The organism is Streptosporangium sp. NPDC050284, assembly GCF_044459525.1.
Taxonomy (GTDB): domain Bacteria; phylum Actinomycetota; class Actinomycetes; order Streptosporangiales; family Streptosporangiaceae; genus Streptosporangium.
The window spans coordinates 17481-31235 of sequence record NZ_JBITIZ010000006.1 but is presented as its reverse complement, the minus strand read 5'-3'; the positions used below and the strand labels follow the sequence as shown (position 1 = coordinate 31235).

Below are 13755 nucleotides of genomic sequence, written 5' to 3'. Positions count from 1 at the left end.
GATCCTGCCCGCGCCAAATCGCCCGTAAACTCGGCCACGTGGACACGACGCTTACGGACCCCCTGGTCGGGAAACTCCTCGACGGGCGTTACCGCGTCGAGTCCCGGATCGCCCGGGGCGGAATGGCGACCGTCTATCTGGCCCTGGACGTCCGGCTCGACCGCACGGTCGCCGTCAAGGTGATGCACCGCTCGCTCGCCGAGGACCCCGCCTTCGTGCGTCGCTTCATCGGCGAGGCCAAGTCGGTGGCCAGCCTGTCGCACCCCAACGTGGTGCACGTGTTCGACCAGGGCACCGACGGCGACAACGTCTATCTCTCGATGGAGTACGTGCCGGGCCGGACCCTGCGCGACGTGCTCCGTGCCCGGGGCAGGCTGCCCGCCCGCGAGGCGCTGGAGGTCATGATCCCGGTCCTCGCCGCGCTGGGCGCCGCCCACCAGTCCGGCCTGATCCACCGGGACGTCAAGCCGGAGAACGTGCTGCTCGCCGACGACGGCCGGGTCAAGGTCGTCGACTTCGGCCTGGCCCGCGCGATCGAGGCGAGCAACCAGACGCGCACCGGTGTCATGATCGGCACCATCGGCTACATGTCGCCCGAGCAGGTGACCGCGGGAGGCGCCGACGCCCGCAGCGACGTCTACGCGGCCGGCATCATGCTGTTCGAGCTTCTGACCGGCCGCCAGCCCTACGAGGGCGAGACCCCGATGTCGGTCGCCTACCGGCACGTGCACGACACGGTTCCCGTGCCCTCGGCACTGCTGCCCGGCTCTCCCCCGCTGCTCGACACCCTGGTGGCGAAGGCGACGGCCCGCGATCCCGCGAACCGCCCCGTGGACGCCACCGCGCTGCTCGTCGCCGCCGTCGAGGCCCACCGGATGCTGCCCAAGGAGAGCGGCCCGGTGCCGTCCCTGCCCGTCGGCCCGCCGCACGGCCACGAGATGGCGGCGCCCACGCCCCCCGCCCCGGCCAACCACACGCTGATCCAGCCCCGCGTGGAGTTGCCCACCGGCCCGGCCGACGACCACCACACGACCGCTCCCAAGGCAGGCAGGAGGTCCGGCGCCCGCTGGTTCCTGATCGGGCTCGCCGCGGTCATGGTGATCGCGGTGGGGGTGACCGGCTGGCTGTTCTCGCAGAACACCGCCATCGTGGTGCCCTCCACCCTGGTGGGCAAGAACATCACGGCCGCCACCGGCGAGGCCAAGCAGCGCGGCTTCACCGTCGAGACCGGCAAGGCCGAGCACGACGAGAAGGCCCCGAAGGGGACCGTGCTGCGCACCGAGCCCGTGGCCGGCACCGAGGCCGAGCCGGGGAGCAAGCTGATCCTCATCGCCTCCGCCGGTCCCAAGCGGGTCGCGGTGCCCAATGTGGTGGGGATGACCGAACCGCAGGCCAGGAGCAGGCTGGCCGAGTCCTCACTCCTCGTCGACGATGTCAAGAAGCAGCCCAGCGAGACCGTGCCGCGCGGCCAGGTGATGCGGACCGTCCCCGCCGTGGGAAACCCGGTCAGGGAGAACAGCAAGGTCGACCTGATCGTGAGCGCGGGCCTGCTCATGCCGGACGTGAGGGGCATGCCTCGCGACCAGGCCGATGGGGTGCTGCGCGGGGCGGGGTTCGCTCCCGAGTTCGTCGAGCAGACCGACTCGGCCCAGCCGTGCACCGTCATCGCCCAGGACCCGCAGCCCAAGGCCGAGATCGACAAGGGCGCCGTGGTCCGGCTCACCCTGTCGCAGTGCAGCAGCGAGTGGCGCTGGCCCTGGGAGCGCGACGGCGAGGTCCCGCCCGGGGAGAACGGAGACAACGGCGGCAACGTCGTGGTGATCCCGAACATCGTCTTCAAGGACTACCGGGCGGCGAGAGACGAGCTGCGCGCCGCGGGGGTCACGGTGAAGATGAAGCGCACCCTGGGCAAGGGCCGGGTCCTGGCCCAGATCCCGCCGGGCGGCCAGGCGGTCCCGCCCGGCACCCAGGTCACCATCTGGTACTGACCCCTGTACGGCCCCCGCGAAGGAGGCCGTACGGGCGCAGGTGGACCGGGGGCGTCATCCGTCGCCGGGGCCGCGTCAGCCATCGGTCTCGGTGAGGAAGCCGTGCAGGCGGACCCTGGCCAGGCCGCCGTCGGGATAGATGTCCACCCTGGCGTACGTGGCCGCGGGCGCGTCCCGGATGCGGAAGCGGTGCCGGGTGTCGGGCAGCAGGCGGGTCCTGGGCAGCAGCGGGAACCAGGTGGTGCCGTCCGCGGTGCCCGTGATGGAGACCTCGGCGGGGGCGTTGAACACCAGGTTGGTGGTGTCGATCTCGGCGAGGCCGACGACGCCGGAGCCCGCCAGGCGGATCACCAGCCAGTCGTTGCCACCGTCGCGGCGGCGTGCGGTCTCCCAGCCCTCGGCCTGGTGACGGGCGAGACCCGGTGAGATGGCGTTGTTGGGCGAGGAGTAGAACTCGTTGGAGCAGGCGGTGACGAGCGCGCCGTTCTCCAGGGCGGCCAGGTCCAGTCCGAACCCTTCGTACAGGGACAGGTCGGGCCTGACCTCGCCGTGCACCCGCAGACGGGCGATGCCCCCGTCGGGAAACATGTTCAGCCGCACGTGCGTGTAGCGGCGCTCGCCGGACACCGCGAAGAGGTGCTCGGCGTCCCCCTTGAGACCACTTCTGGGAACGATCTCCACCCAGTCGGCCGCCTCCAGCTCGGCGACCGTCGGGTAGCCCTCGACCTCGACGGCCTCGACGGAGGCGTACGGCGGGTAGTTGCCCTTGAACCAGGCGGTGTCGATCACCACGCCCCTCACCACGCCGGGCATGCCGAGCCTGACCAGGGCCCAGTCGTGGCCGGGCTCGCGTCGCCTGCGGGTCTCCCAGCCGTCGTAGACCTGGCCCTTGGCTCCGAAGGTGTGCGGCATGAAGCCGGGACGGCCCGGCCTGATGAGGCTCTCCCTCTCGGCGAAGGACTCGTCGTTGGCCGCGACGACCGCGCCGCCGAGGGTGCGCAGGGCGAGGTCGGGCAGCGCGGTGAATTCGGCAGGGCTGGTCGCGTTGGTGGGCTCGGTCACGTTGGTCGGCTCGGTCGCGTTGGTCACGTTGGTCGGTTCGGTCAAGGAGAGGCCTTTCTCACGGTGAACCGGCCGGGCCGCCGTAGCGGTCTCACCGCGGACCGGGATCGTCTTGGCGGCGTCGTCCTACAGGAGGGTGCCCTGGGGATCGTTCCCCACGACCCGGCCGCGCAGCCACGTCGTACGGACCTCGCCCACCAGCGTCCTGCCGTGGTAGGGAGTGACCGGGTTCCTGTGGTGCAGGGTGGAGACGTCCACGGTGTGGACGGCGTCGGCGTCGAAGGCGACCAGGTCGGCGTCCGCGCCCACGGCGATGGCGCCCTTACCGCGCAGCCCGGCCAGCGCGGCCGGGTGTTCCGCCATCCAGCGCACGACGTCGCCCAGGCCGTGCCCGCGCCGTGCCGCCTCGGTCCAGACGGCGGTGAGGCCGAGCTGCAGGGAGGAGATCCCGCCCCAGGCGGTGGCGAAGTCGGGCACCTTCAGGTCGAGGGTGGACGGCGAGTGGTCGGAGACGACGCAGCCGAGCACCCCGTCGGCGAGGCCGCGCCAGAGTTCGTCACGGTTGGCCGAGGAGCGGATCGGCGGGCAGCACTTGAACTGGGTGGCGCCCTCGGGCACCTCCTCGGCCATCAGCGTGAGGTAGTGCGGGCAGGTCTCCGCGGTGAGCCTCACCCCCTCCCGCCTCGCCTTCGCCAGCGGTTCCAGGCACAGCGCGGACGACACGTGCAGGATGTGCGCCCGCACCCCGGTCTCCCCCGCCAGCGCGGCGACCCGTTCGACGGCGCGGCACTCGGCCTCTCCGGGCCGGGAGCCGAGAAACTCCGGGTATCCCGGCCCTTCCGGGTCGGCGAGCAGCGCGGGGTCCTCGGCGTGGACGACCAGCAGCCCGTCAAAGGAGGCGATCTCCACCATGGCGGCCCGCAGCCCGTCCTCGTCAAGCGGCGGGAACTCGTCCACGCCCGACGGGGACAGGAAGCACTTGAACCCGCGCACGCCCGCCTCGTGCAGCGGCCGCAGGTCTCCGACGTTTCCGGGGATCGCCCCGCCCCAGAAGGCGACGTCCACCGCGCACTGCCCGTCCGCCGCCTCGCGCTTCACGGCCAGGGCGTCCGCGTTCACGGTCGGTGGCAGCGAGTTGAGCGGCATGTCCACGATCGTGGTCACCCCGCCCGCGGCGGCCGCCCGGGTGGCGGAGGCGAACCCCTCCCAGTGGGTACGGCCCGGCTCGTTGACGTGCACATGGGTGTCGACCAGGCCGGGCAGCAGCGCGACGCCGCCGAGGTCGACCTGCTCGACGGCGTCCGGCCCGGCGTCGTGGGAGTGCACCCCGACGATCTTCCCGCCTCTTACCGCGACCGCCGCCGGGCCCTCTCCCTGAGGCAGCACGACCCTGCGGGACCGGATGACCAGATCCGCCACTTCCTCAACCTCTGCGCTCATCCACTCTCCGTTCCTCGCCGTCCGTGACCTGCCTGTCAGCCGCCTGTCAGCCGCCTGTCAGAGGTGCCTTTCCGCGACCGTGCGGGCGAGCCGTTCCAGCAGCGGGCCCGCCTGGGCCATGCACACGGCCGGGTCGGGCTCGATGTCGGTGAGCGCGTAGGCGGCGGTGATCCCCGCCGCGTTCAGCTCCTCGTCGCCCAGCGTGCGGCGCCCGCAGACCGCGACGACCGGGACGCCCGCCTTGGCCGCGGCGCTCGCGACCCCGGCGGGGGCCTTGCCGCGCAGTGTCTGCTCGTCGAGCGAGCCCTCGCCGGTGATGACGAGGCGCGCGCCCTCGAGCCGGTCGCGGAAGCCGAGCAGCTCCAGGAGGTAGTCGATGCCGGGGCGGAAGTCGGCCGCGAGGAAGGCCAGCGCGGCGAAGCCCACTCCCCCGGCGGCGCCCGCGCCCGGCCTCCCCGCCACGCCCATCGAGCGGACGACACCGTCGTGCTCGATGGCGCCGACCAGGCCGTGGGTGTGCGCGGCGACGGCGGCGAGCCTGGCGAGTGCCCGGTCGAGCAGCTTCACGTCGTCGGGGCTCGCGCCCTTCTGCGGTCCGTACACGGCGGCGGCGCCGTGCGGGCCGAGCAGCGGGTTGTCCACGTCACCGGCGACGACGAACTCGACATCATCAATCGCGATAAGTCCGGAAATATCGATTTTTTCCAGGTCGCGGAGGGCCGCTCCCCCGAAAGGGAGTTCCCGTCCGCCGGAATCCAGGAAACGGACGCCGAGCGCCCGCATCATGCCCGCGCCACCGTCGGTGCAGGCGCTGCCGCCGAGGCCGAGCACGACCCGCCTCGCCCCGCGCCGTACCGCGTGGGCGATCAGCTCGCCGGTGCCGTGGCTGGTCGCGGTGAGCGGGGCGAGTTCCACCCCCTCGTGCGCGGGAGATCCCTCGGTGACCGCGCACCCCGAGGCGACCGGCAACCGCCGCAGCCCTGACGCCTCGGCCAGCTCGACGACCGCCGTCGCCACGTCCCCTCCCGCGAGGGCGCCCTCCCCCGAGGAGGCGTCGCGCCAGGCGTAGGAGGCGAGGACCGGGTCACCGACGGGACCGGTGACCTCGACCTCGACGCGGGTGAACCCGCAGGCCACGACCGCGTCCACGGTGCCGTCACCGCCGTCGGCCACCGGTAACGCGACCGTGGCGACGCCTGGCCCGAGGCCCGCCGCGACCCGCGCGGCGACCTCGGCGCCGGTGAGCGAGCCCTTGAACTTGTCCGGGGCGATCACGACGTGTCCCGAAGACTCAGACAACCCTGCTCCCTGCTGACGGACGGGGGGCGTGCCTCCCCGGCCGGCGTGAACGGCCGGGAGGCGGACGCCGGACCCCGGTGAGACGGAGGACCATCATCACATCCGTCCCCGCGCGCCCTCGACGCCCGGCCCTGTGGCCCGTCTCATCCGCCGACCTCCTTCGCCGCCGTGAAGCCCTGCTCCTCGGCCAGGCGCATGAGACGGCGGTGCGCCTCGCCTCCCGCGCGGCCGAGCTCGTCCTGGGCGACGGTACGCAGTTCGTCGTCCTCGACGACGGTCTCGCCGCCGACCAGCAGGCGGGCCAGCGGAGGCTGCCGGGTGCCGAACACCAGGGCGCAGACCGGGTCGGCGACCGCGGAGGCGAAGGCGTCGGTGCGCCAGAGGGCGATGTCGGCGAGCTTGCCTGCCTCCAGGGAACCGAGCTCCTCCTGACGGCCCAGGTTCCTCGCCCCTCCGAGGGTCGCGATCTCCAGGGCCTGGCGCGCGGTGAGCGCGGTGGGCCCGTACCTGGCCCGCTGGAACAGCAGGGCCTGGCGCATCTCGCCGGAGAGGGAGGTCAGCTCGGCGGAGGCGCTGCCGTCCACGCCCAGGCCGACGTTCGCCCCCCGGTGAAGCATCTCCGAGACGCGGGCGATCCCGGCGCCGAGGCGGCCGTTGGAGCTGGGGCAGTGCGCCGAACCCGTACCGGTCTGGGCGAAGACGTCGATGTCGCCGTCGCTCAGGTGGACGGCGTGGGCGAACCACACGTCAGGGCCGAGCCAGCCGAGCTTCTCCATGTAGTCGACCGGGCGCTGCCCGACCTGTCGCAGGCAGTGCTCCTCCTCGTCGAGGGTCTCGGCGAGGTGGGTGTGCAGGCGCACGCCCTTGGACCTGGCCAGCGCGGCGGCCTCGGTCATCAGGTCGGCGCTGACGGAGAACGGCGAGCAGGGGGCGACCGCGACGCGCAGCATGGAGGAGAAGGACGGGTCGTGGTAGGTGTCGACGGCCTCGGCCGTCGCCTCGAGGATCTCGTCCAGCCGCTCGACCACGACGTCCGGCGGCAGGCCTCCCTGCGACCTGCCCCGGTCCATCGAGCCCCGGGCGGGGTGGAAGCGGAGGCCGACCTGCCTCGCCGCCTCGATCTCCGCGGCGAACAGGTCCCCGCGCCCGGAGGGGAAGATGTAGTGGTGGTCGCTGGAGGTGGTGCAGCCCGACAGGGCCAGATAACCCAGTCCCGCGCCCGCCGCGCCCCTGACGACCTCGGCGTCCATCGCGGCCCACACCTGGTAGAGCGCCGTCAGCCACTCGAACAGGGTGGCGTCCTGGGCAAGCCCCTGGGAGGCCCACTGGTAGAGGTGGTGGTGGGTGTTGACCAGGCCGGGGGTGGCGAGACAGCCGCTGCCGTCGATCCTGGCCGCCCCGGGGACGTCCGGCGCGGGGCCGGCGCCCAGGGCCACGATCCTGTCGCCCTCGACGTGGATGTGCCCCGAGGGGATCTCCTCTCCCACCACCGGAGCGATGTGGACGTTCTCGATCAGGGTGGCGCTCACGAGGCCTCCGCCTTCCGCGCCGCGGCCAGACGCACGGCGTCGAGGATCTTCTCGTAGCCGGTGCACCGGCACAGGTTGCCCGCCAGGGCCTCGCGGATCTCCGCGTCGGACGGCCGCGCGACCCGTTCGATCAGGTCGTGGGCCTGTACGAGGAGGCCGGGGGTGCAGAAGCCGCACTGGACGGCGCCGCACTCGACGAAGGCCTCCTGGATCGGGTCGAGCCGGTCGCCGTCGGCGAGCCCCTCGACGGTGCGGACCTCACGTCCCTCGACCTGCCCGGCCGCGACCAGGCACGCGCAGACGGGGATCCCGTCGAGGTAGACCGTGCAGGAGCCGCACTCGCCCTGCTCGCACGCGTTCTTGGAACCGGGCAGGCCGACGCGCTCGCGCAGGACGTACAGGAGGCTCTCGCCCTCCCAGACGTCGTCGGCGACCTCCGTGCGGCCGTTGACGGTGAAGGTGACGCGCATCATCCGGCCCTCCTCTCGAAGTGTCCCGAGCGGAACTCGTTCCACGCCCAGGTGAGGGTGCGTCGCGCCATCACCGCGATGGCGTGGCGCCGGTAGTCGGCGGTGCCGCGCACGTCGTCGATCGGGGAGACGGCCCCGGCCGTCAGCTCCCCGAAACGCTCCAGCACCCCGGGGTCGAGCCGGGCCTCCCAGTCGAGCTCGGCGGCGAGGAACTCCTCGGCGGCGACGGCGCGGCGGGGGGTCGGGGCGGCCGAGCCGATGCCGGTGCCGACCCGGCGCTCCCCGGGGTGCAGCGCGATCGCGAACGAGCAGACCGCGATCACCATGGCGTTGCGGGTGCCGACCTTGGAGAAGTACTGGGGGCCGCTCGCGGGACTCGTCCAGAACGCCCGGATCAGCTCGTCGGCCTCCAGCGCGCTGCGCTTGACCCCGAGGTAGAACTCGTCGGCCGGAATCATCCGCACCCCCCTGGCCTCGGACTCGACCTCCACGACCGCGTCGCCGGCCAGGAGCGGCGGGTGGCTGTCCCCCGCGGGCGAGGCGGCGCCGAGGTTGCCCCCCACGGTGCCGCGGTTGCGGATCTGCGGCGAGCCGACCGTGCGGGAGGCCTGCGCCAGGCCGGGGAGCCGGTCGCCCAGCTCGCCGATCAGTCGGGCGTACGTCACGCCCGCGCCGATCCTGAGCCTGCCGTCCGGCTCCTCGCTCCACGCCGCGAGCTCGGTGATCCGGTTCAGGTCGAGCAGCGCGGCGGGCCGGCGCACGTCGAAGTTGAGCTCGACCATCATGTCGGTGCCGCCCTGGATGGGCACGGCCTCCGGCAGGTCGGCCTTGGCGGCCAGTGCCTCCGCCCAGGTGGCGGGTCGCAGGAATTCCATGGTCGTCACTCCCAGGCGAAGCGGGCGTCGGGGGCGTCGTCGCGGAGCACGTCGCCCTCGATCAGCCCGTAGGGACGGTCGGCCGCGTAGAACACCTCGTTGGGGTTGTCCAGCCCGAACGGGGTGAGGTCAACCAGGAAGTGGTGTTTGTTGGGCATCGCCAGGCGCACCTCGCAGACCTCCTCTCTGGCGTTCAGTACCCGCTCGCCCATCGCGTAAAGGGTCTGCTGCAGCGACAGGCTGTAGGTCTCGGCGAACGCCCCGAGCAGGTGGCGGTGCACCTCGTCGTACGACTCCCCGTACGCCGTCCCCTGCCCGGCCACCCCCGGCAGGTGCCGCCAGCGCGCCGAGACGGCGGTGGCCAGGACGCGATCCTTGGTGGGGGCGAGGGTGGTGTACTCGTCCTGGATGAAGCCGGAGAACTCCGAGTCGGTCGAGTTGAGCACCGTCAGGTCCCTCAGCCCGGAGACCACACTGGTGGTGCCGTCGCGGTCGTGGTGGACGACGCAGGTGCGCGTCTCCCTTCCCGAGCGGACGAAGGAGTGCCGCCCGCCCTTCTCTTCGGCCTCCCCCGAGACCGGGATGCGGTCCCAGAAGTGCTCCTCGATCTCCACGCGGGCGTGGTGGACGGTGGGTTGCGACTCCACGTAGTGACGGGCCAGCAGGATCGCGAAGTCCTCGATCTCGGCCACGCCGTACTTCCTGGCGAAGGCGTACACGGTGTTCTTCTGCGTGTCGGTCGGCAGGACGGCGGCGTTGTCGCCGGTGAGGTGGACCTCCTCCATCGCGCCCGACAGCGCCGAGCCGACGGTGACGTCCTTGATGTGGTGGACGCCGCCGTCCCTGACGACGCGGACCAGGCGGGTCTCCGCCTTGCCGTAGCGGTTGGGACCGAGAACGACGGCCATCAGTTCCTCCCGAGGGGGCCGTCGTCTTCAGGCGACAGGGGAATCGGGAGCGGGAGGGCCGCTAAGGCCCGAGCGTGTAGTGGCCTGACGGGTTCACGCATTCCGCGTCTCCTCTTTCCGGTATTCGATACGGTGGGAACAAAGGTTCGAGCCAGGGGGCGGTGTGGTGCGCAGATCGTTCAAGTTCCTGCTGCGCCCCACGAGCAAACAGGCCGCCGCGCTGACCGCCTGCCTGGACGATCACCGTGCCTTGTACAACGCCGCACTGGAGCACCGCCGCACCGCCTACGCCAAAGCGAAGGTGAGCATCCGCTACGGCGACCAGTCCGCCGACCTCAAGCACATCCGCGCCGATGACGCGGAAGGGCAGGGCCGGTGGTCGTTCTCCTCCCAGCAGGCCACCCTGCGCCGCCTGGACAAGGCGTTCGCCGCGTTCTTCGCCCGCGTCAAGGCCGGGCGCACGCCGGGCTTTCCCCGCTTCAAGGGCAACGGACGCCTCGACACCGTCGAATGGCCCAAAGACGGCGACGGCTGCCGCTGGGACTCCCAGCCCGAACACCCCACCGCGACGTTCGTCCGCCTGCAGGGCGTCGGCCACGTCCGCGTCCACCGGCACCGCGCCGTGCGCGGCACCGTCAAGACGATCGGCGTCAAGCGGGAGGGCTCGCGCTGGTACGTGATCTTGTCGTGTGACGACGTGCCCGCCGAACCCCTGCCCGCCACCGGCACTGCCGTCGGGATCGATCTGGGGGTGGCGTCGCTGGTCACCACCAGCGAGGGTGAGCACCTGGCCAACCCGCGCCACCTGGCCGCCTCCGCCGACCGTCTCGCCGCCGCCCAGCGCGACCTCTCCCGCAAGAAACGCGGCTCCACGCGGCGCCGCAAAGCGGTGGCCCGCGTCGCCGCCCTGCACGGCAAGGTCCGCCGTCAACGCCTGGACGGCGCGCACAAGGCCGCCCTCACGCTGGTCCGCGACCACGACGTCATCGCCTGCGAGGACCTGCGGATCGCGAACCTGACCCGCTCGGCGTCGGGCACGCTCCAGGCGCCCGGCACCAATGTCGCGCAGAAAGCCGGGCTGAACCGGAGCATCTTGGACGCGGGCTGGGGGGTGTTCCTGACGATCCTCGCGGACAAGGCTGAAAGCGCCGGTCGAGAGCTGATCGCGGTGAAACCCGCCAACACCTCCCGCACCTGCGCCCGTTGCGGCCACGTTGCGAAGGAGAACCGCCTCACCCAAGCCGAGTTCCGGTGCGTGTCGTGCGGGCATGCCGCACACGCCGACGTGAACGCGGCGACCAACATTCTCAGGGCAGGGCTTGCCCTTCGCGATGTCGCGCGAGCGGCTTAACGAGAAGCCGCTCCCTTCAGGGAGCGGAGGAGTCACCTAGCTCCCTCGATACGTCGAGTAGGCGAACGGGCTGAGCAGCAGGGGAACGTGGTGGTGCTCACGCGGGTCCGCCACCGTGAAGTCGATCGAGACCCGAGGATAGAAGGCGTCCACCGCGCGGGCGGCGAAGTAGCCGCCGGTGTCGAAGACCAGGCGGTGCTCTCCGGCCCCGCAGGTCCACCCCGCGATCCGCCCGTCGGCGTCGGTGACGCCCTCGGCGAGCACCTCGCCGTCCCTTTCCAGGCGTACGGCGACCCCCGCCGCGGGTCTGCCGAGGGCGGCGTCCAGCACGTGGGTGGACAGGCTCATGGGGCGGCTCCCAGAAGTTTCGCCAGTCGCAGGCGGGTGATCTTCGCGAGTTCGGTCCTGACGACGTCCCGCTCGGTGTCCTCGTCGTTGCCGAGCCGTTCGGTGAGACGGGCCAGCATCTCCTCCGCCGACAGACCTGTGGCGCAGATCAGGTAGACGTGACCGAACCGCCGCTCGTAGGCGCGGTTGCCCTCCGCCAGCCGGTCGAGGACGTCCCTGCCGACGGTGTCTATCCCCGCCTGCTCCCCGCGCGACCAGGCCGCCTCTCTTTCCTGGCGTTCCGGATGCTCCGGGCGCTTCGAGTGTCCTTCCGGGCGGCCGGCCGCCCCGGAACCCGACGCCGGCCCTCCCTCTTGGGACGACTCCTCGGCGCGAGGCGGTTCGCCGATCCGGGGGTGGGCGGCCAGCGCCTCGCGGACACCGGACCAGTCCAGCCCTCGCACGACGGCCTCCGCCGTATCGGCCAGCCGGTCGAGGTCGCGGTAGGGACGCGACGCGGCCACCTCCCGGGCGAAGGCCCGGCAGGCGCAGCAGGCGAGCAGCCCGGCCTCGGCCTCCTCGGCGCCCAGCGCGTTGAACGCGGCCAGCCCCGAGACCGACGGCGCGGAGTTCACGTTAGGCATGGCAGCAGTACACACACCACCGGTGCGTGCGGTCCAGCGCCACGGACCGCAAACTGAGCCATGATTTGCCCTGAATTTTCGTAACATGCTCTAAATTCGTTGATCTTCAACGTGGCGTCGCCCTCCACCGGGACGCGGGCCGGGGCGCGGGTAGGGGCCCGGCGCACCGATCGAGAATCCCACCCGTCACCGACTCACGGCTCCGCGTCACACGCCCTCGATAAAGCTCTGAGCACAGCCGTGAGCCTCTCGCGCGGATCGTCGACGACAGGCCGCCCATCGACCGTGGCCGGACGAGCGGCGCTTCGGCGACGGCATGGCCCGTCCGCGGTACGGCGCCGGGAACGTCGCGAGGGTGAATCGCCCGCACCGGGCGGGTCCGTGCCCGCGCACCATCGCCCTGCCCATGAGAATCGAAAAGTACAGAGCGACGGCGGGCGAGGTCACGCGATAAGAAACGCCGATCGCCGTGAGCGGACCGGCCCCCGGGACGGTGCCTAAGATGTTTGCACTATGACTTCACTCTCCCCTATCGGCGGGCACGTCTCCGTCACCGGCGGCCTCGCCAAGGGCGGGCTGCGCTACGCCGCCGACATCGGCGCCGAGATGATCCAGGTGTTCGTCAGCAACCCCCGCGGCTGGGCGCTCGCCGCGGGCGACCCCGTCCAGGATGCCAAGCTGCGCGAATCGGGCGTGCTGTCCTTCGCGCACGCCTCCTACCTGGTCAACATGGGGTCTCCCAGTCCCGAGACGCTGGAGAAGTCGGTGGCCGCCGTGCGGCACAACCTGCTGCGTGCCCACGCGATCGGCGCGAAGGGAGTGGTGATCCACACGGGGTCGGCGGTGAGCCAGTCCCGTGAGGCCGCCCTGCGGCAGTTGCACGAGCATCTCCTGCCGCTCCTGGAGGAGATCCCCGAGGACGGCCCCGATCTGCTGCTGGAGTCGATGGCCGGGCAGGGCGGGGTCCTCTGCGCGACCGTCCAGGACCTGGAGCCCTACCTGGAGGCCCTCGACTGGCATCCGAAGGCGGGGATCTGTTTCGACACCTGCCACGTCTTCTCCGCCGGGCATGACCTGTCGACCTCCGAGGGCGTCAAGGAGACCCTGGACGCCCTGCACGCGATCGCCCCCGGGCGGCTCAAACTGGTCCACGCCAACGACTCCAAGGACCCGTGCGCCTCCAGGAGGGACCGGCACGAGAACATCGGCGCCGGCCACATCGGCGCCGCGTCCTTCGCCGAGATGATGCGCCACCCCGCGGTGGCGGGCGTCCCGTTCTGCATCGAGACGCCGGGCGGCGCGGAGAAGCACCGCGAGGACATCGACCTGCTCAAGAAGCTCCGCGACGCCTGACGCGACGACCGGCCGCCTTCCGGCGTCCGTCCCCGCGTTCACCTCGGCGTTCGCCGTCCGGCAGGGCCGGCGTCACCGGGCCTCGCGGGATCGGACGGGACGCCCGTCCTCGTGATCCGGCCGCCCCCGTGTGGCCGGATCACGGTCCGGCCCGTCGGCTAGCGCGGGCGTCCCGTCATATCGGAGATCGGCGGCCCCTCCCCTGTTTGGCCGAGGACCCGGCGGCCGAGTGACCGGATGTCGCCGGCTCTCGACGGTCACCCGATGTCCGCACGTCAGGTCTTACCCGAGCCTTGCGGCTCTGTCCCCCCCTGACGCGGTGGGTCCCGTTCTCCGATGAGGGAACACTAGAGGCGCCTCCAGACGAGCGAGCGGCGCTTTCCCTCCAGCGCGATTAACGGTTCGTAGTTGTCGATGTGCGGAGAGCGCCGACACGACGAGCGGCCGTCGGCGGGCGACGAACGGTCGATCGAGGGCTCGTGGGGCCTGTGTGAACACCGGTACGGGGA

12 protein-coding genes are annotated in these 13755 nt (G+C 72.0%); 3 read left to right on the top strand and 9 right to left on the bottom strand.

The window, feature by feature from the left end; genetic code table 11:
• Nucleotides 1-38: 38 nt before the first annotated feature.
• A complete protein-coding gene (gene pknB / locus ACIBH4_RS15840) occupies nt 39-1988 on the top strand; it encodes a Stk1 family PASTA domain-containing Ser/Thr kinase (protein ID WP_362507188.1) in 1950 nt (649 codons plus the stop codon).
• Between the two features lie 75 nt (nt 1989-2063).
• On the opposite strand, the gene alc is transcribed toward pknB, so the two are convergent.
• From alc to pucL, 7 genes are all read right to left on the bottom strand, one after another.
• A complete protein-coding gene (alc, locus tag ACIBH4_RS15835) occupies nt 2064-3095 on the bottom strand; it encodes an allantoicase (protein ID WP_362507191.1) in 1032 nt (343 codons plus the stop codon).
• An 81-nt stretch (nt 3096-3176) separates the two neighbouring features.
• Nucleotides 3177-4490: an allantoinase AllB gene (allB, locus tag ACIBH4_RS15830; protein ID WP_362507194.1), complete on the bottom strand. Its 1314-nt coding sequence runs from the start codon at nt 4488-4490 to the stop codon at nt 3177-3179.
• Nucleotides 4491-4547: 57 nt separating this feature from the next.
• Nucleotides 4548-5789, bottom strand: coding sequence for a glycerate kinase (locus ACIBH4_RS15825; protein ID WP_362767333.1), 1242 nt, complete (start codon nt 5787-5789; stop codon nt 4548-4550).
• A gap of 143 nt (nt 5790-5932) precedes the next feature.
• Nucleotides 5933-7318, bottom strand: coding sequence for an 8-oxoguanine deaminase (locus ACIBH4_RS15820; protein ID WP_362507200.1), 1386 nt, complete (start codon nt 7316-7318; stop codon nt 5933-5935).
• On the bottom strand, nt 7315-7788 hold the full coding sequence (locus ACIBH4_RS15815; protein ID WP_362507312.1) for a (2Fe-2S)-binding protein: 474 nt from the start codon (nt 7786-7788) through the stop codon (nt 7315-7317). The genes ACIBH4_RS15820 and ACIBH4_RS15815 overlap by 4 nt, the downstream gene beginning before the upstream one ends.
• A complete protein-coding gene (locus ACIBH4_RS15810) occupies nt 7788-8663 on the bottom strand; it encodes an FAD binding domain-containing protein (protein ID WP_362507203.1) in 876 nt (291 codons plus the stop codon). The genes ACIBH4_RS15815 and ACIBH4_RS15810 overlap by 1 nt, the downstream gene beginning before the upstream one ends.
• A 5-nt stretch (nt 8664-8668) precedes the next feature.
• Entirely contained in the window at nt 8669-9571 is a 903-nt protein-coding gene (gene pucL / locus ACIBH4_RS15805; protein WP_362507206.1) for a factor-independent urate hydroxylase, read from the bottom strand.
• 166 nt (nt 9572-9737) lie between these two features.
• Between pucL and ACIBH4_RS15800 the strand changes: the two genes are divergently transcribed.
• Nucleotides 9738-10922 carry an RNA-guided endonuclease InsQ/TnpB family protein gene (locus ACIBH4_RS15800; RefSeq protein WP_399172234.1) on the top strand — a complete coding sequence of 395 codons (1185 nt, stop codon included), beginning with the start codon at nt 9738-9740 and terminating at the stop codon, nt 10920-10922.
• A 36-nt stretch (nt 10923-10958) separates the two neighbouring features.
• Here ACIBH4_RS15800 and uraH read toward each other — a convergent pair whose 3' ends face one another.
• Together uraH and ACIBH4_RS15790 are read right to left on the bottom strand one after the other, a co-directional pair.
• Entirely contained in the window at nt 10959-11270 is a 312-nt protein-coding gene (uraH, locus tag ACIBH4_RS15795; protein ID WP_362507212.1) for a hydroxyisourate hydrolase, read from the bottom strand.
• Nucleotides 11267-11893: a 2-oxo-4-hydroxy-4-carboxy-5-ureidoimidazoline decarboxylase gene (locus ACIBH4_RS15790; RefSeq protein ID WP_362507215.1), complete on the bottom strand. Its 627-nt coding sequence runs from the start codon at nt 11891-11893 to the stop codon at nt 11267-11269. Before ACIBH4_RS15790 ends, uraH begins: the two co-directional genes overlap by 4 nt.
• A 513-nt stretch (nt 11894-12406) precedes the next feature.
• Here ACIBH4_RS15790 and ACIBH4_RS15785 point away from each other — a divergent pair.
• A complete protein-coding gene (locus ACIBH4_RS15785) occupies nt 12407-13246 on the top strand; it encodes a deoxyribonuclease IV (RefSeq protein ID WP_362769413.1) in 840 nt (279 codons plus the stop codon).
• The last annotated feature ends 509 nt before the right edge of the window (nt 13247-13755 follow it).